Raw genomic sequence first — 26,083 nt, forward strand, 5'->3', positions numbered from 1 at the left:
TCCCTTTTTTATTATCAGGCGTTCAGTGCCCGGGTAATTTTTTCGTAGAGATCGCCAGAGAGTTTATCCAGTTCCAGCAGTTGCTCCAGCGCCTGACGCATCATCGCCTGACGGCCTTCGTCATAACGTTTCAGACGAATCAGCGGCTCCACCATTCGTGCCGCAACCTGCGGATTGCGGGTGTTCAGATCGGTGAGCATCTCCACCAGGAACTTATAACCGCTGCCATCTTTAGCATGGAATGCGGCCGGGTTAGCCGAGGCAAAAGCCCCCACCAGCGAGCGAACGCGGTTTGGATTACTCATGGTGAAAGAGCGATGATTCAGCAGCTGACGCACGTTGCGCATCACGTTGGCAGCCGGACTGGTCGCCTGCAGCACAAACCATTTATCCATCACCAGACCGTCCTGATGCCAGCGCTCATCGTAAGCTGCCAGCAGCGCATCACGGCACGGTAACTGTGCCGCAACAGCAGCGGAAAGCGCCGCCAGCGCATCGGTCATGTTGGTCGCCTGGTGATACTGCGTCTGCACCAGTTTATCCGCCAGCTGCGCATCGCTGAAGGCAAGATAGGTCAGGCAGATATTTTTCAGGCTGCGCTGACCAATCGCGTCATGCTCCACGCGATATTCAGGCTGCTGATTGGCGTTGTAGATCGCAAAGAACTCATCGGCCAGTTCGCGTGCCAGTGTGCGTTGCAGGGCATCACGCACCAGCGCAATCGCCTGCGGATCGATAGTGTCAAACAGCTCGGCAATCTCATTTTCTGACGGCAGCGTCAGGATCAGCGCGGTCAGGGCCGGGTCACAGTCGGTATCGAGCAGCACCGCGCGGAAAGCATCGGCAACATGCAGCGGCAGCGACAGATGCTGGCCCTGCTGATAGCGGGCGACATTCAGACGGATATAGGTCGCCAGCAGGCTCTGAGCCGCATCCCAGCGGGAGAAGTCATTGCGTGCATGACGCATCAGGAAGGTGAGCTGAGCATCACTCCATTTGTAATCGAGCTTCACCGGGGCGGAGAATTCACGCAGTAGCGACGGCACCGGCTGGAAGTAGACATTATCGAAAATAAAGGTCTGGAACTCTTCGGTGACATTCAGCACATGATGCACCGGATGGCCGTTATTCTGCAGCGGGATCACCTTGCCTTCACCGTCATATAGCTCGATATCCAGCGGAATATGCAGCGGCAGCTTCTCTTTCTGATCGGCAGTTGCAGGGGTGTGCTGCGTGACGTGCAGCGTATACTGCTCCAGCTCCGGGTTGTAATCATCGCGCACCGTCAGTACCGGCGTACCGGACTGGCTGTACCAGCGGCGGAACTGCGACAGATCGATATTTGAGGCATCTTCCATCGCCTGAACAAAGTCATCACAGGTGGCGGCGCTGCCGTCATGGCGATCAAAATAGAGCTTCATGCCCTTCTGGAAATTCTCTTCACCCAGCAGGGTGTGCATCATACGGATGACCTCTGACCCTTTTTCATACACCGTCAGGGTATAGAAGTTGTTCATCTCAATGACCTGATCCGGACGGATCGGGTGTGCCATCGGGCTGGCATCTTCGGCGAACTGCGCGCCGCGTACGATACGCACGTTATCGATGCGGTTCACCGCACGTGAACCCAGATCGGAGCTGAACTCCTGATCGCGGAACACGGTCAGCCCCTCTTTCAGGCTGAGCTGGAACCAGTCGCGGCAGGTCACGCGGTTACCGGTCCAGTTGTGGAAATATTCGTGACCGATAACCGCCTCAATGCCAAGGTAATCTTTGTCCGTCGCCGTTTCCGCTTTCGCCAGCACATATTTGGCGTTGAAGACGTTAAGGCCTTTGTTCTCCATGGCGCCCATGTTGAAGAAGTCCACTGCGACGATCATAAAGATGTCGAGGTCATACTCCAGGCCGAAACGCTCTTCATCCCACTTCATACTATTTTTCAGCGAGGTCATCGCCCAGTCGGCACGATCAAGGTTACCGCGATCGACGAAGATCTCCAGCGCCACATCACGACCTGAACGGGTGGTGAAGCTGTCGCGCAGCACGTCGAAATCGCCCGCCACCAGCGCAAACAGGTAGCACGGTTTCGGGAACGGATCCTGCCACTTCACCCAGCTGCGACCCTGCTCATCCCGGCCGCTGTCAATCCGGTTACCGTTGGAGAGCAGGAATGGATAACGCTCACCATTGGCATAAATGGTGGTGGTAAAACGTGCCAGCACATCAGGGCGATCGAGATACCAGGTAATATGACGGAAGCCTTCAGCCTCACATTGGGTGCAGAGCGCCTCGCCCGATTTGTACAGCCCTTCCAGCGCGGTGTTCTGATCCGGATGAATATCATTGATGATTTTCAGGGTGAAGCTGTCCGGCAGCTGGCTGATGACCAGTGCGCCCTCTTCTTCACGGAAGGCCGTCCAGGCTTGCCCGTCGACCTCCAGCGCAATCAGCGTTAACGCTTCGCCGTCCAGTCGCAGCTCAGCCTGGCTGTCGCCCACGCGTTTAACCTGGCTGATGGCCGTTACACGGGTCGTCGACGCATCCAGTTCAAAAGTTAAATCGATATCGGTGATGGTGTAATCGGGTGCACGGTAGTCGTGGCGATACTTGATTTGGGGCTGTTGCGTCATATTGCGTCTCGCATTGTTATAAGTTTACCGGCAAAGTCTAAGCTTGTTACTACAAGCTTGCCACGCACAATGCACCTAAAGGGTGAAATGGCTACACTTTGTTAACAAAGGCACAGATTGGCCTCGACCCGCCCGACTGAAATATGCTGTGATCGGCTTCAGATAGTGAATTATACTTTTGCGTCTTTATGACTGTGTACAACACCGGGCACTGCGCCACCGAACAGGATGCTGAAACGCGCCATGACAGGACATGCTTCCCCGATACTGACCTCCCTGCTGGATACGGACGCCTATAAACTCCATATGCAGCAGGCCGTTTTCCACCGCTATCATGACGTAACGGTGGCGGCGGAGTTTCGCTGCCGCGGCGACGAACTACTGGGTCTCTACGCTGACGAAATTCGTGACGCGATTACTGCCATGCAACACCTGGCGCTGACTGATGATGAAGCGACCTGGTTATCCCGCCTTCCCTTCTTCCGGCAGGATTATCTCAGCTGGTTGCGCCAGTTCCGCTATAACCCGGAGCAGGTTGAGGTGCGCAATCACCATGGCAAACTGGAACTTCGTATCCAGGGGCCGTGGCGGGAGGTGATCATGTGGGAGGTGCCGCTACTGGCGCTGATCAGTGAGATTGTGCATCGACATCGCACGCCGCAGGTCACCACTCAGCAGGCGATCGACCATTTGCATCAGAAACTCGGCGACTTTAAGACGCAGGTAGCGGATCTGGATATGTCGCGCTTCCGCCTGATGGATTTCGGCACCCGTCGCCGCTATTCGCAGGATGTGCAGCAGGCGATTGTCTCCACACTGAAACAGGATTTTCCGTGGCTGATTGGCACCAGTAATTATGATCTGGCGCGCCGTCTGTCTCTGACGCCGGTCGGTACTCAGGCGCATGAGTGGTTCCAGGCCTTCCAGCAAATCAGCCCGGTTCTCGCCAACAGTCAGCGTGCTGCGCTGCAGGCCTGGCTGGACGAGTATGACGATCAGCTGGGTATCGCGCTGACCGATTGCATCGCGATGGATGCGTTCCTGCGCGATTTCGGTCCGATGTTTGCCCGCCGCTACCAGGGGCTGCGTCACGACTCCGGCGATCCGGTTGAATGGGGCGAGAAAGCACTGGCTCATTATCAGAAGCTGGGTATCGATCCGCAAAGTAAACATCTGGTCTTTTCTGACAACTTAAATCTCGACAAAGCGCTGGCGCTTTATCGCCACTTTGGTCAGCGGACGAATGTCGTGTTCGGCATCGGTACCCGCCTGACCTGCGATATTCCGGGCGTAACGCCACTGAACATCGTTATCAAGCTGGTGCAGTGCAACGGCAAGCCAGTAGCGAAACTTTCAGACAGCCCGGGCAAAACCATCTGCCAGGATAAGGCTTTTGTCAAAGCGCTGCGAAAAGCCTTTGATCTGCCGCTGGTGAAAAAAGCGAGTTAAACCTCTTCTTATCGGGGCGTTGATGCGCCCCGCCTCTGCTGTAATAAATCCGCTTTCCCCCTGAATTTTGCTTGTTTCCTGAAGACTCACAAGTAACATAGCAAAACCCCGGATGGGGCAACTTTTAACTCACTTCTTCTATATAGAGAGATATTTATGAGCGTAGTGCCTGTAGCGGACGTACTGCACGGTCGCGTCGCGGTTGACAGTGAAGTCACCGTACGTGGTTGGGTGCGTACCCGAAGAGATTCCAAAGCCGGTCTTTCCTTCATCGCTGTCTATGACGGCTCCTGCTTTAATCCCGTTCAGGCTGTCGTCAATAATTCTCTGAATAATTATCAGGATGAAGTGCTGCGTCTGACCACGGGCTGTTCCGTCATCGTGACCGGTAAAGTGGTGGCGTCGCCGGGTCAGGGCCAGGCGTTTGAAATTCAGGCGACCAGCCTGGAAGTCGTCGGCTGGGTAGAAGATCCGGACAGCTACCCGATGGCGGCGAAGCGTCACAGCATCGAGTATCTGCGCGAAGTGGCACACCTGCGTCCACGCACTAACCTGATTGGCGCGGTCGCCCGCGTTCGCCATACTCTGGCGCAGGCGCTGCATCGCTTCTTCCATGAAAATGGCTATTTCTGGGTTTCCACTCCGCTGATCACTGCATCCGATACCGAAGGTGCTGGCGAAATGTTCCGTGTCTCGACGCTGGATATGGAAAACCTGCCGCGTAATGATCAGGGCAAAGTCGACTTCAGCGAAGATTTCTTTGGCAAAGAAGCCTTCCTGACTGTTTCCGGTCAGCTGAACGGCGAAACCTATGCCAGCGCCCTGTCGAAGATCTACACCTTCGGCCCGACGTTCCGCGCAGAGAATTCCAACACCAGCCGCCATCTGGCGGAATTCTGGATGCTGGAGCCGGAAATCGCCTTTGCCTCACTGGATGATGCGGCTGCACTGGCCGAAGCAATGCTGAAGTATGTCTTCAACGCGGTGCTGGAAGAGCGTGCCGATGACATGGCGTTCTTCGCTGAGCGCGTGGATAAAGATGCCGTTGAGCGTCTTCAGCGTTTCATTACCACCGATTTTGCCCAGGTCGACTACACCGACGCGGTTGAGATCCTGATGAACTGCGGTCAGACCTTCGAAAACCCGGTTTCCTGGGGTATTGACCTCTCCTCTGAGCATGAGCGTTACCTGGCCGAGAAACACTTTAAAGCGCCGGTGGTGGTGAAAAACTATCCGAAAGACATTAAAGCGTTCTATATGCGCCTGAACGAGGATGGCAAAACCGTGGCGGCGATGGATGTTCTGGCGCCAGGCATTGGTGAGATCATCGGCGGTTCACAGCGTGAAGAGCGTCTGGATGTCCTGGATGCGCGTCTGGAAGAGATGGGTCTGAATAAAGAAGATTACTGGTGGTATCGTGACCTGCGTCGCTACGGTACTGTGCCACATTCAGGTTTCGGATTAGGCTTTGAACGTTTAATCGCCTATGTGACTGGCGTGCAAAATGTCAGGGACGTTATCCCCTTCCCGCGCACGCCACGCAATGCAAGTTTCTAAAATTCAGCATTAAATATAACAAATTCATATATATAAAGAGGTCGGCACTGCCGGCCTTTTTTTATTTTTGTAAATTTTGAGTTCTCTCACAAAGTTCCGTATTTTTTACATTTTGTAATACATATTTTCTTACTGAAACAAGATTACGAGTTTAGTAGCATTTAAGCGCTAGAATTACGGCGGGTGGGATGGAAAGATGCGTGCAGACACAGGAAGACACCAAACTTCGCTCAGGGTTCTGTAAAGATTTCCTGACGGCAGTGGCAGGTGTACAAATAACTCCAATGAGGGTAATGAATAATGATGAAGCGCAATATTCTTGCAGTGGTTATCCCTGCTCTGTTAGCCGCCGGCGCAGCAAACGCTGCAGAAATCTATAACAAAGACGGCAACAAACTGGACCTGTACGGTAAAGCAGTCGGCCTGCACTACTTCTCTGATAACGATGGCAGCGATGGCGACAAGTCATACGTTCGTTTCGGCTTCAAAGGTGAAACTCAGATTAATGACCAACTGACCGGTTACGGCCAGTGGGAATACAACATTCAGGCTAACAACTCTGAAGGTTCCGACGCACAGAATAACAACAAAACCCGTCTGGGCTTTGCGGGTCTGAAATTCGGTGATGCTGGCTCAATCGACTACGGCCGTAACTACGGTGTGGTTTACGATGCAATCGGCTGGACCGATATGCTGCCAGAGTTCGGTGGCGACTCAGGATACTCAGATAACTTCATGAACGGTCGTAGCACCGGCCTGCTGACCTACCGCAACACCAACTTCTTTGGTCTGGTAGATGGCTGGGACTTCGCAGTTCAGTATCAGGGCAAAAACGAGCGTAGTGACATTCGTCGTGCTAACGGCGACGGCTGGGGTCTCTCAACCTCTTACGTTTCACCAATCGGCGTAGGTGTTGTTGGTGCTTATAGCAGCAGCGATCGTACTGATGCACAGGCAGCCGGTGTTGCTGCTAACGGTACAGTTGTTGGTCAGGGCAAACGCGCTGAAAACTGGGCAACTGGTCTGAAATATGATGCGAACAATGTTTACCTGGCTGCTTACTACGGTGAAACCCGTAACTCAACGCCATTTGACTTAACAATTGCTCCTGGCACCACCACCACTGCATTCGCTAACAAGGCTCAGAACATTGAATTGGTTGCACAGTACCAGTTCGACTTCGGCCTGCGTCCTTCCGTTGCTTACGTGCAGTCTAAAGGCAAGGACATTGAAGGCGTGGGCGATGCTGACCTGGTTAAATACATCGACGTTGGCGCGACTTACTACTTCAACAAAAACATGTCTACCTATGTGGACTATCAGATCAACCAGCTGGATGACAACAACCGTCTGGGTCTGAACACAGACGACGTGGTTGGTGTTGGCCTGGTTTACCAGTTCTAATTCCGCTTTAAACATGTTGAAAAACGGGGCTACGGCCCCGTTTTTTATGGCTGCTATTCCCAACAGGTGCGTTTTTCCCCGAGCCGTTACCTCGCTTTAATCACTACCTTTCTCCGTCGCGCAATCCACACTGCAAAATGTATGAATTTGTCTCGCAAACGGTTGGCATTTGTCTGGCCGGACGCTAACCTGAGAGCCCTCTTGCTAAAGTTCACGCTAATGGACCTGACACATGTTTGAATCGATCTCTGCTGCACCCGCCGATCCTATTCTTGGACTGGCCGATCTGTTTCGTGCTGATGACCGCCCTGAAAAAATCAATCTGGGTATCGGCGTTTATAAAGACGAAACCGGCAAGACCCCGGTACTGACCAGTGTTAAAAAAGCTGAGCAATACCTGCTGGAAAATGAAACCACCAAAAACTATCTCAGCATTGATGGGCTGACGGATTTTGCCCGCTGCACGCAGGCCCTGCTGTTCGGCAACCAGAGTCCGCTAATCACCGCTGGCCGCGCCCGCACGGCTCAGACACCGGGTGGTACAGGTGCGCTACGCGTTGCAGCCGATTTCCTCGCCACGCAAACATCGGTGAAGCGGGTCTGGATAAGCAATCCAAGCTGGCCAAATCACAACAACGTGTTTAAGGCTGCCGGTCTTGAGGTCTGTGAATACCACTATTACGACCCGGCAAACCATACGCTGGATTTCGATGGCATGCTGGCGTCACTGAAACAGGTTCAGCCAGGCGACGTGGTGCTGTTCCACGGCTGCTGCCATAACCCGACCGGTATCGACCCGACCGCCGGGCAGTGGCAACAGCTGGCGCAGCTGTCACAGGCCAATGGCTGGCTGCCGTTGTTCGACTTCGCTTACCAGGGCTTTGCCCGTGGTCTGGATGAAGATGCAGAAGGCCTGCGCATATTTGCCGCCTCGCATCAGGAACTGATCGTCGCCAGCTCTTACTCCAAGAACTTCGGTCTGTATAACGAACGTGTTGGTGCCATCACGCTGGTTGCCGCCGATGCGAGCGTGGCAGATACCGCGTTCAGTCAGGTGAAGTACACCATTCGCGCGAACTACTCCAATCCGCCTGCACATGGTGCCGCCATCGTCGCCACCATTCTGGGCAATGATACCCTGCGTACCATCTGGGAGCAGGAGCTGTCGGACATGCGTCAGCGCATTCAGCGCATGCGTCAGCTCTTCGTAAATACTCTGGCGGAAAAAGGCGCACAGCGCGACTTCAGCTTTATTATTAAGCAGAACGGTATGTTCTCCTTCAGTGGCCTGACCAAAGACCAGGTGATTCGCCTGCGTGAAGAGTTTGGCGTCTACGCGGTGAACTCAGGGCGGGTGAATGTGGCGGGCATGACGCCAGACAATATGTCGGCGCTGTGCGAAGCGATTGTCGCGGTGCTGTAACGCTGTCGACGAAACAAAAATGGGCCTGCTGGCCCATTTTTTATTGCAGGAAAGGATTGCTGATGCGTTCATGCCCCAGCGTAGAAATCGGGCCGTGACCGGGAAGAAAAGTCACATCATCGCCCAGCGGCAGTAATTTTGTGCGGATAGCCTCGATGAGCTGCTGATGATCGCCCTGTGGGAAGTCAGTACGCCCAACACCACCATTAAAAATCACGTCGCCTGAAATCAGTAATTGACCTGGCCGGTCAAAGAACACGACATGGCCAGGTGAATGTCCCGGGCAGTGCAGAACGTCCAGCGTGATCAGCCCGACCTGCACGCTCTCTCCCTCTTCCAGCCAGCGATCGGGGGTAAACGGCGCGCACTCGTCAAGTCCGAACATCCGGCTCTGAGTTGGCAGCGCTTCAAGCCAGAAGGCATCGCGCTTTTGCGGTCCAACAATCGGAATCTGATAAAATGCTGCCAGTTCAACAGCGGCCCCGACATGATCAAGGTGTCCATGTGTCAGCAGAATCTGAGCGGGTTTAAGTTTAAGCTGTTCCAGCGTTTGTTTGATCAGTCCGGCATCGCCGCCTGGGTCGACCAGTGCGGCTTCGCGAGTCGTGTCGCACCAGATAACTGAGCAGTTCTGGGCAAAAGCGGTAACAGGAATAATGTGGTAATTCATAACGCTCCATGACCGGCTCACGCAGCGTTGCCGGTGTCACTACCAGTGCCTGATCGGACCGGTATCAATATGTACAAAGTTACTGCGGGGATAATATCCTACACCACCCGCACGCAGAGATAACGCCGCTTTGCGTACATTCGCCAGCGAAACGCCTTCAATATGAAAATCCATCGCCTGGCCTTTGGTGTGATAGCTGTGTTTCGCGACTCCCGGACCGCTCTCACGTAACATGTTGTTGGTTGCCAGTGAACGATAGCCAGAAACCAGCTGTATCGGTTTACGCATACCCAGCAGCGCCTGCAGGCGAAAAATCTGGTCAAACAGATGTGGATCGATGCTTTTCACTTTGTTGGCGCGATAGTCACGGAAAAAATGATTTAATCGTGACAGCTCATCCTTGTCGTAACTCTTACCATTAAAAAACTCAGTTTTAAGGGTTTCACCGGTGTGAAGATTATTAAGCATCAATACACGCGGGCGAGACGTTGAAAGCGAGGCCCTTGCAGAAGCTGGCAATAATGCCAGTCCGGCGGCGGCACTACCGCACAGCAGTAGTTTGCGACGAAAAGAATCAATAGTAGACATGTAACGGTTTACCTGAGAGTGGAGCCATAGAAATGTGCAAAAAGCGCACAGGCCGAACCATAACTTTCTCTCAGAGAAGCGTCAACCCATCTGCCATGAGTTTGCGAGGCGATCCCCTGAGGGATCGCCATTTGATAAGATTTTTCTTTAATAAGGATTTGCGGGGAACGATTTAAAATCAATTACTAGAGCAGTAATTGCTCGGCCCGACTCAGAGCCTGACTGCCCGAACGGGCGGTGTCATCATAATTGTAAATATCTGTGCGGAACTGCGGTTTGCCATCATCAGCGACCCACGCCGTCAGATAATAGAGATTGACCGGAATGCGGTGGCGAATCGGCACATAGCGGGTGTCACCCTCTTTCAACGTACTGGAAATTCGGGAGTCGTTCCAGCCCGCATCCTGCAGCAATAAGCCTGCCAGCTCAGAAGCTTTGTTCACCCGCACACAACCTGAACTGAGCGCACGGATATCACGCTGGAACAGGTTATGGTTTGGCGTGTCATGCAGGTAGATCGCATCTGAACTCGGCATATTAAATTTATACCGGCCCAGCGCATTCGCCACGCCCGGGGCCTGAATCAATCGGTAAGGGAACGATGAGGCGGTGACCATGCGCCAGTCGATCATGCTGGGATCAATTACTTCAGCATCTGCGCTCCAGCCTGACAGCAGGGTATACCCATGCTTATAAAGATAGGTTGGATCCTGCTTCACCTTTGGAATGATGTCTTTACGCACCAGGGTTGTCGGCACATTCCACGGCGGGTTAAGCACGACATTATTCAGCGCACTGCGCATAAGTGGCGTTTTACGATCGGGACGACCGACGATAACGCGCGATGAAAGAATTTTGTTGCCGTTGTTGTAATAGATCAGCGAATAGTTGGCGATGTTCACCATAATGCCGTTGTGCATATCGTCCGGCAGCAGACGCAGGCGCTGAATATTCAGCGCCAGCAGAGAAGCACGCATCTGCGGAGAGACGTTAAGCCACTGCCGTGTTCTGGCACCGATAGCGCCATCGCCATCCAGTCCCTGCCAATGCTGGAAACGCTTCACACCGGCCACCAGCGTCTCGTCATAGACATTGGCGGTATTCCCTTCCAGCGTCTGACCCTGGACATTACCCGGTGACTGCGGTGATGGCGTAAGCAGATTAGTGACTGGCGTAGCGGAAGGACTCACCGCGACAGGCTGGTCGCTGTGCGTCACCGGCGACGGCGCGACAGGCACCGCATCGTCATCCGGTGCGGGCGCGTTAACCTGTGCCGTTAACATGCCGCTGCGCTGCAAAATTTCACGCAGGGCTGGAACGTCATCACTGACCTGGCCGGGACGCAGGGTTTCACTGCTTTTCAGTTGTGGCCAGGGCTGCTTATCGCTGAGCAACGTTTTCAGCGCGGCGTGCATAGGCTGATACTGTGGGTGCTGCGGCTGTAATGAGGCAATAAACGTGTTATCAGAACCCGCATTGACCGCGTTCTGCCACTGATTCACGACCGCGATCGACGGCTGTGTCAGCCTGTAAGGAACGTTGCTGTAGAGCCACGTTTCACCCTGTGTCGGCACATTTGAAACAAACTGCAGATAACCCAGCATTGCATCGGAGAGCGCGACATCGCGGGCAAAGCCGGTAATAGCCGGATTCGTCAGACGCTCAATCCAGCGCGTGAACTGTGGCTGAACACCTGAAAGCGCCACTTCAGCCAGCTGCTGCTGAAATTTTTGCACCGCCTGAGCATCCTGCCAGAGCGGCTGCATATGGCGGGATGCATAGAGCGTCGCCAGCGGTGCCAGATAAAACGGCTGATCGGCGCTGGAAAACGCCTGCCGGATGCGTTGCTGACTTTCGGAAACGGAGATAGCCGCCTGCGTTGTCCCGGGCAAAGCGGCGATGACAGCGGCCTGCGGTAGCGTAAATGGAACAACGGTTAGCGCCAGCGCTAACAATGATAGAACGCGATGATGATTTAATTTTTTTACCAGCAACATCCCTGCCCCCTTGTTTTTCAACTTCGCAGTGTTCCCTGTATCCACTGCGACCGCGCCGTGACTCATCATGTGAGTATACAAACAAAAACGGCATTTGCCTCATGCGACAAATGCCGTAACCAGATTAACGAATGGTTCAGTTTTTGACTACGTTTCCGCCTGCGAATTTTCAGCGGTTAAATCGGGCAGCGCATCTGCGTCACTTCCCGCACGCACCGGCGAAGGATCGGCAGCAAAACCCCGCAGACCGACCACATGCACATGCTCGGTGTTATTAAACACCTTACGTACCAGTTTGTAGGTCGTGCCTTTCTCCGGGCTGATATTCTCCGGCGCGGCAATCACTAACTGCATCTCCAGTCGCTCACAGAGTTCAAACAGTGTGGCGATGGAGCGTGCATCCAGACGTGCTGCTTCATCAAGGAACAGCAGTCGGCATGGCGAAATATCTTTGCCGCGCAGACGACGGGACTCCTCTTCCCAGCTCTGTACCACCATCACCAGAATGGACATACCGGTACCGATCGCCTCACCCGTTGAGAGCGCACCGCTTTCTGCACGCAGCCAGCCATCGGAACCCCGGTTCACTTCCACTTCCATCTCCAGATAGTTGCGGTAGTCGAGCAGCTCCTCACCGATGGTCTGCGGCGTCCGCTGACCCATGTCGATATGCGGGTTAAGTCGCTGATAGAGCTTCGCCAGTGCCTCAGAGAAGGTCAGGCGGTTGCTGTTGAACAGATCCTGATGCTGCTCATGCTCTTCTGACAGCGTATCCAGCAGCATAGCGTGGGTTTCACGGACGTTCACGTTAAGCCGCACGCTGCGGACCTGACCAAAGCTGACAGTCTGCAACCCCTGGTTGAGCTGGCGGATGCGGTTCTGTTCACGCTGGATCGTCTTGCGGATGATGTTCGCCGCACTGCGTGAACTGATCGCCAGCATCTGCTCACGCGCGGTCAGCTCTTCGGTCAGACGGTTCAGTTCGATTTCCATCTGCTCAATCGCTTCGACCGGATCGTCGGTACGAATAATATCCTGACGGATACGCTCGCGCAGATGCTGATAGACCGCAATAAAGAACTGAATCTTACGCTCAGGACGTTTTGGATCTTCCGACAGCCGCAGTACGTCGCGCAGATGTTCGTTGTCCGACACCGCCAGACGCAATGCACCCAGCGCTTTATCCGACATCGAGCGCAGCTCATCGCCGCTCAGGTAAGCCAGTTCACGACGATGCAGGCGACGCTCAACGCCATTCTCTTTCACCAGACGCAGGACGGTACACCAGCCCGCTTTTGCACTGACCACCTGCTCACGCATCTGATGATACTGACGCTCCAGCTGACGCAGGCGCTTCTGCAGATTATCCATCTCCGCTTCACAGAAGGTAAGCTGTTTCTCCAGCTGATTGCGGCGGGCGCGATTGTGGCTCAGTGCCGTGTAGAGCTCATCGCGGCGAACGCGCGCGCGTTCTTCTGCGCTGCTGTCAGCCTGGACGCCAATGTCCTGCATCTCCTGCTGCAACTCTTTCAGCATGTCGCGCTTGGCGTCATAAGCGCTTTTCAGCGAAGCCAGCACCTGCGCATATTGCGTCAGTTGCGCCTGATGTTCACGCAGGCGATCGCGGCTGCGGCTGCGTTCACCCTCAGCCTGCTCAAGACGCTGACGCAGCTTATCGCTAAGGTCATTGTTGCCGTTGAGCATGCTGGCGGAGTCGTCATAACTGAAGTGGGCGCGACGCTGCACCACCTCTGTCAGCGCAAAGGCCTGCTGACGCGCGTTGCGCTGCTGCTGCTGCGCCTGCTGATAATCTGCCTGTAACTGCTCGTGCTGTTCCGGATCGCTCTGCAATACGGCGAGGATCGGTTCCAGTTTCGCCAGCTTCGCGCCATGCTGATGCAGGAAGCGCGCCGCGTCCTGAGCCGCATCGACCTGCTCACGGATCTCTTCGCAGCGATCGCCCAGCGTGTCATCCAGCAGCAGGTTGACGCGTGGCAGCAGTCGGTTTAACTGCGATACGCCCTCTTTCGCCAGCTCATACTGCTGACGCTGCTGCTGATTATTGCTCTCATGCTGATTCAGCGCCCGCTCCAGTTCACCCCGACGCGCGCCCAGCTGACGGATCTGCGCTTCCGGGTCGGCGTCAAAGGCAACGGCCAGATGCGTGCCGATAAAGCGGCTGAATGACTGATGCAGACGCTGCGTTTTCTGCACATCGAACGACAACGTGGCGTAACGCTCAGCCAGTTTGTCGCGCTCAAGGTGCAGCAGCTCCAGCTGATTTTCGCGCGCTGCGCGGCCAAACAGCGGGATTTTCGGGAAGCGGGAGTAGCGCCACTGACGCTCTGCCACTTTCACCACAACGGCATTCTGCAGCTCATCAACGCTGAAGACACTGTCATCGAATGACTGCGGGTCACCCTCGATCAGGTAGAGATCTTCCGGGCACTCCTCCAGACCATCCAGCATCTCACGCACGCGGGAGAGATCCGGCACCACGATTGCATGACGTGACGGACCATAGAGCGCCGAGAAGTACGGCGCATCATCCAGGGTCACATCATCATAAATCTCAGAGAGTAATACGCCGCCAAAGCGTTCCGCCAGCTGGGTCAGGCGCGCATCTTCCGCCCCGCCCGGCTGACTGAGCCGCTCAATCTGCTGCTCGATATCACGTTTGCGTGCCGCCACTTCGTCGCGCTCGACGGTGGTTTCACGCTCACGCTCCAGCAGTTGCTGCATAAATTCGGTAACGTCCTGGCTGCTGTTCAGCGCCTGACCGGTCTGTTCACTGAGCTGCGTCAGGATCTCCTGTGCCGCCAGCCAGTGTGGCGCACGGGCTGTCAGGCTGGTGATGCGTTCGCGCAGCTGTTCCAGCTCCTGACGCATCATCATGCGCTGCTCACCGGCGTCCGAGACGCTGCTGTTCAGCTGTTCGATCTGCGCTTCAAGCTCCTGCTGCAGGCCAGCCAGCGCATCGGCTTCGTAATGCTGTCCCTGACGCTTGCAGAATTCGGCCAGCAGTCGCTCCGCCTCATGCTGCTCACGCAGACGCTGTTCCAGCTCATTGAGCCGCAGACGCAGCGACGAGAGCTGTTCGGCGTGATGACGCTGATTGCTGGCATCACGCAACAGTTCGCGGCCGGTCTGCCAGGCATCCTGACGGGTCACATCACCGGCAATGCTGGTCACCAGCGCCAGCGCCTGTTCAAACTGGCTGTGCGCGGCTTCGGCCACGCTCAGCTTCTGCTCCAGGCGCAGCAGGCGTTCTGTCGCTTCTTCCTCTTTAGCCTGGAAGCTCTCCTGCCATTCTGCCGCGTTATCGATAGTCAGATCGGGCAGCTGGCACAGCGTGCGGGCGCGTTCCAGCGCCTGCAAGGCCTGCTGATACTGGATGGCGCGCGTTTGCTGAACGTCGAGTGCCTGCTGGAAATCGGCCAGCTGACTTTTCAGTTCATCCACTTCCAGCTCAGCCGCTTCAGCACGCGCTTCATTCTCTTCCTGAATTTCGCGCGCTTCGGCAACCACTTCGGTCTGCTCTTCCAGCCGCAGCGTCAGATCTTCGATATCCGCATCGTAGCGCTCAATCTTCTCCTGCTGCCGCATCGCCGTCTGCACCAGGTTCAGGTGATCGCTGGCGGCCTGATAATCGACTTCAAGATCGTTTTCTGCACCACTGTGCTCTGACAGCTCGCGCGCCATCTCCACGTGACGATACTGCTCGGTGGCGAGTTGCTTACGACTGCTGAACAGCTCATTGCGCAGCTGTAATGCGCTGTCGAGATGTCCACGGCGCTCGTTGGCGTGACGCATATAATCAGCCGACACGTAGCTGGTCGCCTCGGAGATGAGATGCTTAAAGAGGTCGCGGTCGGACTGGGTAACGCGGATTGCCTCCAGCGTCATGCGGTTCTCGCGCAGCGCAGCTTCCATATCCTGGAACGCTTTACGCACGCCGCTGTTTTCAGGCAGCAGGTAATCACGCAGCGATCGGGTGATGGCGCTGGAGATACCGCCATAGAGCGAGGCTTCAATCAGGCGATAGAACTTGCTGCGATCGCTGGCAGAGCGCAGACGACGCGGCACCACGCCCAGATCAAACAGCATAGCGTGATAATCCGTCACCGAGTTATAAGCGCGGAACTGCACGCCTTCCTGTGCCTCAACCCGTTCTTTTACCTCATTCAGCGGTAAGACGCGTGCCTGACGGCTGTTAAGCACTTCCGTCAGCATATCGGTCGGATTTGTGTCGGTTGGCAGACCGTGGATACTGAACGGCTTGATATCGACTTTTTTGTCGCGTCCGGCCACCTGTTGCAGACGGACACCGACCACCACACGCTGATGGCGTGAGTTCACTACGTCCAGCATTGAGTAGCAGACGCCGGCCCGCAATTTACCGTGCAGACCCTTATCACGGGATCCCGACGTCGCGCCCGCTTCTGTGGTGTTACGGAAGTGCAGCAGTGTTAAATCGGGGATCAGTGCGGTGACAAATGCCGCCATGGTGGTGGACTTACCCGCACCGTTACCGCCTGACAGTGTGGTCACTAGTTCATCAAGATCAAAGGTACGGGCAAAAAAACCGTTCCAGTTGATCAGCGTAAGCGAACGAAACTTTCCGCGCTCAATCATGCCTGTTCTTCCTCTGCGTTCTCACTGTCGCCTTCCTGCCCTTCACTTTCATCTGTGTCGATCGGTGCAGTCGCATTTTCCAGTAGCATGGCTTCGCCATCACGAATCAGGCGAAGCTGCGCTTCACGGGCATCATCACCGCCACGCACGTCGGCACCAAAGCGGAACACCGATTCCGTGATACGGAATTTGCTGCTGTCATTGCCGAAGAACCACACCATCCCAAGACGGCGCAGGCGGCTCAGAGAGGCGCGCACTTTCTCCTGCAGCTTGGTGCGATCCAGATCCGAACCGGTTGAACGCTGATTAACCAGCTTCAGCAGACGGTTCTCGTCGGCCAGCGAGAGCAGTTCGTCATACAGCTCCTGCTGGGTGAAGATTCCCTCATTAGCCAGGCGTTCCGGGCTGAGATAGAGGTAGCAGAGAATTTTCCCAACCATCATGTCCAGCTCAGAGAGCACAGAACGCGGAATCAGCGTGGTTGAACGCGGACGCAGATAGAAAAAGCCTTCCGGCGCACGAATTAACTCAACGTTATAGCGGGTGTAAAACTCTTCGAGAAATGACTGGTAGTCCATCAGAAAAGCGTGGTTATCCAGCTCTTCAATTCCGATATGGCGTCCGGCGCGTAACTGGCTGTCCAGCGCGGGAAAAATCGGGTTGGCCAGTGCCTGTGCCAGCTTAACCGGCATCACTTGTTCAATATTTGTCGATGACATGTGCCTGCACCTTGGCTCCGTAATCATTGATGGCTTGCCATTCCACAGGCAAACCGGCTAAATCAGCTTCCGCTACGCCAAGGCGTACCGCCTGGTCCACCACAATGCGCGCCAGGTCGAAATGGCGGGCACGTGGATACTGGGCCAGGTAGTCACGCATCACTGACGCGAGGTTGAGCGGTTTTTGTTGCGATTTGTAGACCTGCAGCGCTTCTTCAATCATCGCTGCCAGCTGTTCGCGAATTTCATTAATCTCTTCGTATTCCATCTCTGGCGGCAGTTCGCCCATCACTTCGTCATTCCGCAGCGTCAGCGCCTCATCGCGCATGTCATACAGGCGGTCGGCATTGGCGTAGGTCAGCGCCCAGGGCGCGTCGAAGTAGTTCTGTACCGATACCCGCAGGCGCTGGGCAAAGACGCGATTTTTATCCATGTCGATGGCGGTACGAATAAATTTATGAACGTGCCGGTCATAGCCGATCCACAGGTCAATCGCCTGCTGACCCCAACTGGTAATACGGTCGAGCTTGCTTTGCAGGTCAAACACCAGTTTATCGACGAAGCCCAGGTCTGGGCTGTCCAGCGTGGCATCCTGAATACGCAGCAGGTTTTCCTGAAGTTTGTCGCCCGCCGCTTCCAGCGTATCCTGCAGTTCACGCAGTGTCCCGGAGGTTTCAGAGAGCAGCATTTCACAGCTGGAGATCGCCGCGCGCCAGTCTTTATTCAGCAGTTCAGCGATATCGTTTTTCACCGCCTGCTGCTGTTCATCCATCAGACGCTGGGTCATATCGATGCTGTCGAAGATCTCCGCCACCGAATATTTCAGCGGCGCGAAAACATTGCGATGCCAGTGAAACTCATCACCGTTTTCCTGCGCGGCATCGGCTGCCCGCTTGAGCTCGCTGGCCACAATTGACAGCTGCATCGACAGGCGCAGCGTTGAAAACTCACGCTGACGGATGTAGTAGTCGGTGATGCCGATCGCCAGCGGCGTCAGGCGATAGATAGCGTTGCCTTCGGTGAGTTCACTGGTAAAGCGGTTGAGCAGACGCTGACGCACCATGTCGTTGATGGCGTTGTTGGCACGAACCAACACGGTTTCATGGGTTTGTTCAAAAGCTTTACTGACATGACGGAAAGCGTCAATCAGATCGCCTTCGCTCATTTCGCCATCCATCCGCTCACCGTTGAGGGTGGCGATAGCCAGCAAAAAGGCCAGACGTTCCACTGGCAGCGCAAGGGAAAAGTCATTTTTGCGCGCCCAGGAGACCAGTTCAGGTACCGTCTGGGAAAATTCACTCATAATTCGTCCTTCTGCCCCGGTTTACGCGCGGTCACATGGATGTAGCGCCCTAAGCTTAAAAAGGGTTCCTGACGGCAGTAACGCCGCTCCATCTCAATAATTTCGTCGTCGCTTTTTGGCTCGCCTTTCGGCGGTTTCATGTAGTCACTGAATACCCGGATCCCGGCACGCTGCTCAATCACAAAGCCACACGCCTCCAGCCAGCGATAGACCTGCTCTGGGTCGCGCGGATAGTCAGGCGACAGGGTTCGCTTTTTGCGTTTAGTCAGGTTGGTGCGCAGATAGCCGAAGTTACCCAGCGTTAAGGTGCGCAATGTCAGGCCGTGCAGATTGTAAAACATCAGCGACATGACGCCCCCCGGACGCAGCAGATCGAACAGCGCTTTGAGCACCTTCTCCGGTTCAGCGACCCACTCAAGCACAGCGTGGAACAATACCAGATCCACCGGCTTATCCAAATGTTCGCCCACCTGCTGCGCGCTAATTTGTCTGAATTGCATGTTGTGGCTCACACCCTGTGCCGCCGCATTTTCGGCGGCCCGGCGCAGCATCTCAGCAGAGAGGTCGCACAGCAGAACCTGATGGCCCTGTGCAGCCAGCTCGCTGGAGACCTGGCCGACACCGCCGCCAGCATCCAGCACCGATAGCGGGTGCGGTGACAGGCCGGGCACTATCTTCTCCAGCTCATCCCGGAGGATGGCCTGGCGTATCTTCCCTTTGGTGGTGCCGTAAATATTTTGCGAAAATTTATCCGCGAGATCGTCAAAGTTACGATCCTGCATGGCATGCGCTCCGGTATGCTGCGGTGAGACTTGTGCTATTTTGTCACAGGCATCAGAAGAATGAACCTTTCATCCCCATCTTCCCTTCCGGGTGCTCTATTTTCGGACAACAGGACGCGTTTTCGATGTTATTTACCCTGAAAAAAGTGATTGGCGGGCTGCTTTTACCCTTGCCGTTTCTGCTTTTGCTGATGGCGCTGGGCATTTTACTGCTTTGGTTTACTGACTGGCAAAAAAGCGGCAAAACCGTGATCTCTGTCAGCTGGCTGTTATTGCTGCTGCTGAGCCTGCAACCGCTGGCCGATCGGCTGCTTTTGCCGCTGGATAACCGCTATCCGACCTGGAACGGTGCAGAGAAGGTGGACTACATTGTGGTGCTGGGCGGAGGCTATACCTTCAACCCGGCATGGGCACCCAGCTCAAACCTGCTGAATAACAGTCTGCCACGCGTGGCGGAAGGTATTCGTCAATGGCAACGCAATCCACAGTCGACCCTGATTTTTACCGGCGCTGCCGGTGGCACCAATCCGAAGAGCAGCGCCTGGGTAGCCGCTCAGGTGGCAGAAAGTCTGGGCGTACCGCGCGAACACATTCAGATTCTTGACCAGCCTCGTGATACCGCGGATGAAGCGCAGGCGGTCAAAACGGTAGTAGGCGATCGCACGTTGCTGCTGGTCACCTCAGCGAATCATATGCCGCGGGCGATACGCTTTTTCCACGCGGTCGGTCTGAAGCCGATTGCTGCCCCTGCCAATCAGCTGGCGATTACCTCGCCGCTGAATGGCTGGGAACGCGCGATACCTTCATCGATCTGGCTGAGCCACAGCGAACGGGCAGTGTATGAAACGCTGGGCACGTTACTGCAGCGGCTTAAAGGTGAGAAACCCGACTCAGCCGAGCCAGGGAAGTAGTTGCGCACGGGCATGGTCAAAACGCGGGCGGTTGAACGTGCCGGTCTGCACGAGATGTTCGATGCAGTCCCACAGCTGATAAATCCACCGGCGCCAGACAAAGCCTTCAGAGACGGGTGCCCGTTGCAGGTAGTCGTGCAGCAGCGCTGTCTCAGCAGGTGAGGTATCCAGATGGATCAGGTCATATTCACGGGGCGCCCAGAGAATCGTGCCCGGCTGTGTCATCGCGACTAACTGGTCACTGCGGCTGTTTTTCAGCATGCTCTGCAGCCGCACGTTGCCGTGAACCATCACGCAGGGATCATCGAAGTCGCGGAAAAGATGCGCCAGACGTGACCGGCAGCGGAACAGAATCTGGCGATCTTCCAGCGTGAAGCCGGGTGGGCGCAGATAGCTGAGTGTCGACCACAATACCTCAACCCGTTGTGCATACCAGGCCGGCCAGCAATTCTGCTGCGTGCTGTCTACCGTTCCGACCAGACCGTGGCTGTCGAGCCGGTGCCAGGCCAGCAGACCCTCGACTGCCTGCTCGCAAAACTGTTGCCATCGCTGAGCATCCCGCGCAGGCGCCTCCGCCGTCACGCCATTCAGTCTCGCCATCAGAAGCGTTTCATGCACCGGCGGCTGCTGGCTCAGCACCAGACCATAGACCGCTGGCACAGGGATCAATCCGGCCTGCCCCAGTAATGCCAGCTTTCTGGCTTCCAGCGCTGCCCGCCCCTGATGACGAAAATATTTTGCCACCATCGGCATGGGGTGCCCCTGCCTATCGTACAGGGCATAGAGTCGGGTGGGCGGATGTTCACTGATTAATTCGAGGCGGCTGATGCTTTCACCCAGCGCCAGCGTGAGTTCTGATTTAAGCTGTTCCATGCGGCATCCTCCTCAGATGAGTATCATAATATCCTGAAGGAAGTACTGGCGATAAGTTTAGCGGCGGATCAATAACGTTGCGCTGAAACGGGGAGACTGACTCCCCGTATATCAGGCCTGCATGGCATTGCGGACGCGTTGCAAATCGTCTGGCGTATCCACACCCACGCTGGGAATGGTTTTTGCTACGGCGACATGAATTTTTTCGCCGTACCATAAAACACGCAGTTGCTCGAGCAGCTCAATCTGTTCAAGAGGACAAGGTGCCCAGGCAACATAGCGGCGAATAAAACCGGCACGGTAGGCATAGATACCAATGTGACGAAGTAGCGTATCGCCAATCTGCTCGCGTGAGGCAGCATAGCGTTCCCGATCCCAGGGAATGGTGGCCCGTGAGAAATAGAGCGCATAGCCATTCGCATCCATGACCACCTTCACCGCGTTCGGATTAAAGGCTTCTTCCACATCGGTTATTGGCACCGCCAGCGTTGCCATCCCGGCCGCTGAGCCCGCCAGATTGGTCGCCACCTGGCGCACAATCTCTGCCGGGATCATCGGCTCATCACCCTGCACATTGACGATGATTTCGTCATCTGCAAACTGATATTTTTCGATCACTTCCGCCAGCCGCTCCGTGCCGGACTGGTGATCGACGCGGGTCATGCAGACTTCACCGCCTGCCGCCTCCACTGCTCTGGCGACGTCAGGATGATCGGTAGCAACAATGACCCGACTGGCACCCGATTCACGGGCGCGTTCCATCACATGCACCACCATCGGTTTACCGTGAATATCGAGCAGCGGCTTGCCGGGTAACCGGGTTGACGCATAGCGCGCAGGAATGATGGCAGTGAAACTCATGGATGAATCTCTTCAACTGACAGAGTACGGGCTTCGGTTTCCAGCAGCACCGGAATACCATCCCGAACCGGGAAGGCCAGGCCATCAGGCTTGCAGATCAGCTCCTGCTGAGCATTGTTGAAGTAAAGTTTGCCATTGCACACCGGGCAGGCAACGATTTCGAGTAAACGATGATCCATATGTCCTCCATCAGGAACCGAATGCTTAAGGCATCAAGCATACCATAGCGCAGCGCAGGCGGGATGGGGTAAAACGCCTTCCCGCAGCGGCTGCCGCAAAATTGATTAATCCAGCCGCCACTGGGCTGGCCAGTGATCGTTGAGTGCATCGGGTGCCTGCAGAATAGCGACGCTTTCTGCTCCCTGCCAGACCGCGAAGCGCTCAATTGCACGCCGGATATCCACCACAAAGCGCGCCGTGATGCGGGTCGTCTCTTCCAGCCAGAGTTTTTTAATCTCCAGCTGTTTTGCCTGACGCAGCATACGGGCATCGAGCCGTCCTTTTATCTGACCACGATGAAGGATGGGCAAAACGAAATAGCCAAATTTACGCTTCTCCTCGGGGGTGTAACACTCGATACGATAGTCAAAACTGAACAGCTCCCGCGCACGCTTGCGATCCCAGACTACCGGATCAAACGGGGACAGCAGCGCGCTGTGCGTCGCCTGCAGCGGTGTCTCCAGTAATGGCAGGTAGTCACGATGCAGCCACATCTCACCCAGCCCCTCTGTATCGACGGCGACCAGATCGCCCGCGGCCTGGGCATCAGCGATAAAGTCGTTCAGGGGTGCCCGTTTAAGGCGATAGTAGTCCGGCAGCCAGGCCGCGCGGAAAATCCCTAAGCTACGGGCGCTGTTCATCAGCATCTGTCGGGTGGCCTCGGCTTCGCTGATGCCATGCACCGCATCCTGCCAGTCGGGCATGACGCGGCTGCGCAGATCATAGACACGCTGAAAGTTACGGCGTTCCGCGACCATCAGCTCACCGGCGCTAAACAGATTTTCCAGATGGCGTTTGTGTGGTTTCCATGCCCACCAGCCCGACTTCGGGTTATCGGCATGGGTGAAATCGGCGGCGCGCACCGGGCCGTTTTGCTGAATCAGCTGCAGTAATTCGGTAATCGCCTGCTGGTGGTCAGCAACCCATTGCGCATTGTATTTCCAGCCCAGACGTTCAGGAGAGAGCATGCGATGACGAAGCAGTCTGTAATCGGCGCGGGGAATAAAGCAGGCTTCGTGCGCCCAGTACTCGAAGAGTTCGCCCTGGGCCAGCGCCTGTTCCAGCCATGCCTGAGGATAGTTCCCCAGGCGACTGAACAGCACCAGATAAGGACTGCGTGCCACCACATGAATGGTATCAATTTGCAGCAGTGACATGCGGGAGATGCAGCTAATCAGATCCTGATAAACCGCGCGTTTTGCCGGAGGGCGCAGCAGGCCCTGCGCGGCGAGATGAAGATGACGTGCTTGCTGTAACGAAAGTGAATGCGGGGTGTTCATCCTCTTCCTTATCAGGCTTCACCTGAATGGGTGCGGCTATCAGAGCCGGCGACGGCAGCGTTGTTCAATATCGTCCAGTAACGGCGTTACGGCTTTACCGGTTAAATGGGCGTCCACCGGCAGATACCACCAGTCAGGCTGCGCAAAGTGACGGCATTTCACTGCGTCCTTTTCAGTCATTAATAGCTGCTGACCCGGCTGTAATAATCGTGTCAGCTCATCTTCACTGTAGGCGTGATGATCGGCAAAGGCGATCTCTGCAACCGGCGTAATACCCTGCTGTTTCAGCGTGGTGAAAAAGCGCGGAGGATGACCAATACCGGCCATGGCAACCACTGCGCCCAGTTGCTCAGGTGCGCGGGTTTCCCCGGTCAGCAGATTGGTGGCGAGTCCGGGCTGAAGTTGCATCGCAATCTCGTCACCCAGGGCCTTACCGCCATTAATGATGACGGCATCCACCTGCCGCAGACGATCGGCACGTTCACGCATCGGACCGGCAGGCAACCACCAGCCATTACCAAAGCGACGGACCCCATCAACCACCACGATTTCGCGATCGCGCTGCAGGGCGTAATGTTGCAGGCCATCATCCGTGATGATCACATCCAGCGGCCCCTGCTTCAGTAACGCTTCAATCGCCTGTCGCCTTTTGGGAGCAACCGCAACCGGCGCTCCGGTGCGCTGGGCGATCAGTACCGGTTCATCACCGGCCTGTTGCGTGGGGGTCTGCGCCGTGACCAGCAAAGGATAGTGGTCCGCCTTGCCGCCATACCCTCTGGAGACGACGCCAGCGCGCAGGCCACGTTGCTGCAACGCCTCAACCAGCCAGATCACGACTGGTGTCTTACCATTTCCGCCGGCAGTCAGGTTACCCACCACCACGACCGGCAGAGGCGCACGCCAGCTTTTACGCCAGCCGCGCCTGTAACTGAAGCGTATCAGGGCCGTGATCGCGCCATACAGCAGGCTGAATGGCCATAGCAGTAGCCATAGCGGTGAACGACCACTCCAGATACGTTCAATCATTGGCCGAACTGCATTTTATGCAGCTGTGCATAGGCGCCGCGTTCTGCTAACAGCACCTGATGCGTTCCGCGTTCAACAATCTGGCCATCTTCAATTACCACGATTTCATCCGCTTTCTCAATGGTAGAAAGGCGGTGCGCAATTACCAGCGAGGTACGGTTCTTCTGCAACTCATCCAGTGCAGACTGAATCGCGCGTTCTGACTCGGTATCCAGCGCCGAGGTCGCTTCATCCAGGATCAGAATCGGACAATCACGCAGCAACGCACGGGCAATGGCGATACGCTGACGCTGACCGCCAGATAACAGCACGCCATTCTCGCCAATCATCGTATCCAGACCCTTATCCATTTTATTGATAAAGTCCATGGCATGCGCCATGGTGGCCGCCTGCTCGATCTCTTCACGACTGTATTGCTCACTGCGGGCATACGCGATGTTATTGGCAATCGTGTCGTTGAAGAGGTGCACATTCTGTGACACCAGCGCCACCTGATTACGCAATGAGCGCAGGCTGTACTCACGCAGATCATGACCGTCCAGCAGGATTTCGCCCTGCTGGATGTCATAAAAGCGGGTCAGCAGACTCGCCATCGTAGACTTACCGGAACCGGAACGGCCCACCAGCGCCACCGTTTTTCCTGCCGGCAGCGACAGATTGATATTGCGCAGGGCCGGAATTTCACGACCAGGGTAGGTAAAGGTCACATCACGGAATTCAATATCCCCTTTAGCACGGGTGATTTCGCGCGTACCGTTATCCACTTCCTGCTCACTATCCAGAATAGAGAACAGTGTCTGACAGGCCGCCATCCCACGCTGGAACTGGGCGTTGACGTTGGTCAGAGACTTAAGCGGGCGCATCAGGGCAATCATCGAGGAGAAAACCACGGTGATGGTACCGGCTGTCAGGGTATCCATGACGCTGGGGAAGCTGGCAGCATAGAGCACAAAAGCCAGTGCCAGCGACGCGATCAGCTGAATAATCGGATCGGAAATGGAGGAGGCTGAAACGAGTTTCATTCCCTGCTGACGCATCCGGTTACTGACGCGGGAAAAGCGCTCCGATTCAATGTCCTGTCCGCCAAAAATCAGCACTTCTTTGTGCCCTTTCAGCATCTGCTCGGCGCTGGTTGTCACCTGCCCCATAGTGTTCTGCATACTTTTGCTGATGGTGCGGAAGCGCTTAGAGACGGTGCGGATAGCAAAGGAGACGATAGGTGCCAGTACAATCAGGATCAGCGACAGTTGCCAGCTGTAGTAGAACATCATGATAAACAGGCCAATAATGGAAGCCCCTTCACGCACTACGGTGACCAGCGCGCCCGAAGAAGAGGAGGCGACCTGCTCAGAATCGTAAGTAATGCGTGACAACAGGGTGCCGGTTGACTGCTGGTCGAAAAACGAAACCGGCATGCCCATCATATGGCTGAACAGACGACGGCGGATGTTCATCACGACGTTGCCAGAGACCCAGGAGATGCAGTAGCTGGAGATATAACTGGTGACTCCGCGTACCAGCATCAGGCCAATAACCACTAACGGCAGCCACAGCATCACCGATCTGTCAGCTTTACCAAAACCATCATCCAGTAACGGTTTCAACAGTGAGAGCATTAAGGCGTCGCCCGCAGCATTAATAATCAGGGCGACTGAGGCCGCAATTAATCCCGCTTTATTAGGCGCGATCATCGGCCAGAGTCGGCGAAACGTCTGCCACGTAGAGAGATCTTTATCTTGATGCATTATTTATTCAC

Annotated in this window: 19 protein-coding genes; 5 read left to right on the forward strand and 14 right to left on the reverse strand. The window is 55.6% G+C overall.

Annotation, left to right across the window (positions count from 1 at the left end):
* Positions 1-14: 14 nt before the first annotated feature.
* Positions 15-2,630 carry an aminopeptidase N gene (gene pepN / locus K6R05_RS12450; RefSeq protein WP_161735683.1) on the reverse strand — a complete coding sequence of 872 codons (2,616 nt, stop codon included), beginning with the start codon at positions 2,628-2,630 and terminating at the stop codon, positions 15-17.
* 243 nt (positions 2,631-2,873) lie between these two features.
* Between pepN and pncB the strand changes: the two genes are divergently transcribed.
* The 4 genes from pncB (at position 2,874) to K6R05_RS12470 (ending at position 8,463) form a co-directional block, all read left to right on the forward strand.
* Entirely contained in the window at positions 2,874-4,079 is a 1,206-nt protein-coding gene (pncB, locus tag K6R05_RS12455; RefSeq protein WP_222924260.1) for a nicotinate phosphoribosyltransferase, read from the forward strand.
* A gap of 156 nt (positions 4,080-4,235) precedes the next feature.
* On the forward strand, positions 4,236-5,636 hold the full coding sequence (asnS, locus tag K6R05_RS12460) for an asparagine--tRNA ligase (protein WP_222924261.1): 1,401 nt from the start codon (positions 4,236-4,238) through the stop codon (positions 5,634-5,636).
* Between the two features lie 300 nt (positions 5,637-5,936).
* Complete coding sequence (gene ompF / locus K6R05_RS12465; protein WP_304621843.1) at positions 5,937-7,040, forward strand: porin OmpF; 1,104 nt, start codon at positions 5,937-5,939, stop codon at positions 7,038-7,040.
* A gap of 232 nt (positions 7,041-7,272) precedes the next feature.
* Entirely contained in the window at positions 7,273-8,463 is a 1,191-nt protein-coding gene (locus K6R05_RS12470) for an amino acid aminotransferase (protein WP_222924262.1), read from the forward strand.
* A gap of 40 nt (positions 8,464-8,503) precedes the next feature.
* Here the strand turns inward: K6R05_RS12470 and K6R05_RS12475 are convergent, their stop codons facing one another.
* From K6R05_RS12475 to cmoM, 7 genes are all read right to left on the reverse strand, one after another.
* The gene (locus K6R05_RS12475; RefSeq protein ID WP_161736085.1) at positions 8,504-9,133 is read right to left on the reverse strand and encodes an MBL fold metallo-hydrolase; all 630 of its coding nucleotides are present in this window, start codon (positions 9,131-9,133) and stop codon (positions 8,504-8,506) included.
* 39 nt (positions 9,134-9,172) lie between these two features.
* Entirely contained in the window at positions 9,173-9,721 is a 549-nt protein-coding gene (gene mepK / locus K6R05_RS12480; RefSeq protein WP_010254972.1) for a peptidoglycan L,D-endopeptidase MepK, read from the reverse strand.
* A gap of 185 nt (positions 9,722-9,906) precedes the next feature.
* On the reverse strand, positions 9,907-11,718 hold the full coding sequence (gene ldtD / locus K6R05_RS12485) for a L,D-transpeptidase (RefSeq protein WP_222924263.1): 1,812 nt from the start codon (positions 11,716-11,718) through the stop codon (positions 9,907-9,909).
* A 147-nt stretch (positions 11,719-11,865) separates the two neighbouring features.
* Entirely contained in the window at positions 11,866-16,353 is a 4,488-nt protein-coding gene (mukB, locus tag K6R05_RS12490) for a chromosome partition protein MukB (RefSeq protein WP_222924264.1), read from the reverse strand.
* Complete coding sequence (gene mukE, locus K6R05_RS12495; RefSeq protein ID WP_147788446.1) at positions 16,350-17,072, reverse strand: chromosome partition protein MukE; 723 nt, start codon at positions 17,070-17,072, stop codon at positions 16,350-16,352. Before mukE ends, mukB begins: the two co-directional genes overlap by 4 nt.
* Positions 17,053-18,375, reverse strand: coding sequence for a chromosome partition protein MukF (mukF, locus tag K6R05_RS12500; RefSeq protein WP_013357325.1), 1,323 nt, complete (start codon positions 18,373-18,375; stop codon positions 17,053-17,055). The genes mukE and mukF overlap by 20 nt, the downstream gene beginning before the upstream one ends.
* Positions 18,372-19,157, reverse strand: coding sequence for a tRNA uridine 5-oxyacetic acid(34) methyltransferase CmoM (gene cmoM, locus K6R05_RS12505; protein WP_161736088.1), 786 nt, complete (start codon positions 19,155-19,157; stop codon positions 18,372-18,374). The genes mukF and cmoM overlap by 4 nt, the downstream gene beginning before the upstream one ends.
* Before the next feature lie 125 nt (positions 19,158-19,282).
* Between cmoM and elyC the strand changes: the two genes are divergently transcribed.
* On the forward strand, positions 19,283-20,068 hold the full coding sequence (gene elyC, locus K6R05_RS12510) for an envelope biogenesis factor ElyC (protein WP_161736089.1): 786 nt from the start codon (positions 19,283-19,285) through the stop codon (positions 20,066-20,068).
* Here the strand turns inward: elyC and K6R05_RS12515 are convergent.
* The 6 genes from K6R05_RS12515 to msbA form a co-directional block, all read right to left on the reverse strand.
* Positions 20,048-20,941: a phosphotransferase gene (locus K6R05_RS12515; protein ID WP_222924265.1), complete on the reverse strand. Its 894-nt coding sequence runs from the start codon at positions 20,939-20,941 to the stop codon at positions 20,048-20,050. The genes elyC and K6R05_RS12515 overlap by 21 nt on opposite strands.
* A gap of 111 nt (positions 20,942-21,052) precedes the next feature.
* Positions 21,053-21,802, reverse strand: a complete 750-nt coding sequence (gene kdsB / locus K6R05_RS12520; RefSeq protein WP_161736091.1) for a 3-deoxy-manno-octulosonate cytidylyltransferase — start codon at positions 21,800-21,802, stop codon at positions 21,053-21,055.
* Positions 21,799-21,981: a Trm112 family protein gene (locus K6R05_RS12525; protein WP_003849374.1), complete on the reverse strand. Its 183-nt coding sequence runs from the start codon at positions 21,979-21,981 to the stop codon at positions 21,799-21,801. Before K6R05_RS12525 ends, kdsB begins: the two co-directional genes overlap by 4 nt.
* A gap of 105 nt (positions 21,982-22,086) precedes the next feature.
* Complete coding sequence (locus K6R05_RS12530; protein ID WP_222924266.1) at positions 22,087-23,301, reverse strand: winged helix-turn-helix domain-containing protein; 1,215 nt, start codon at positions 23,299-23,301, stop codon at positions 22,087-22,089.
* Between the two features lie 39 nt (positions 23,302-23,340).
* On the reverse strand, positions 23,341-24,327 hold the full coding sequence (lpxK, locus tag K6R05_RS12535) for a tetraacyldisaccharide 4'-kinase (RefSeq protein WP_161736093.1): 987 nt from the start codon (positions 24,325-24,327) through the stop codon (positions 23,341-23,343).
* Positions 24,324-26,072: a lipid A ABC transporter ATP-binding protein/permease MsbA gene (msbA, locus tag K6R05_RS12540; protein ID WP_010669759.1), complete on the reverse strand. Its 1,749-nt coding sequence runs from the start codon at positions 26,070-26,072 to the stop codon at positions 24,324-24,326. Before msbA ends, lpxK begins: the two co-directional genes overlap by 4 nt.
* Between the last annotated feature and the right edge of the window lie 11 nt (positions 26,073-26,083).

Origin of the sequence: Pantoea alfalfae, from assembly GCF_019880205.1 — a bacterium.
GTDB classification, from domain to species: domain Bacteria; phylum Pseudomonadota; class Gammaproteobacteria; order Enterobacterales; family Enterobacteriaceae; genus Pantoea; species Pantoea alfalfae.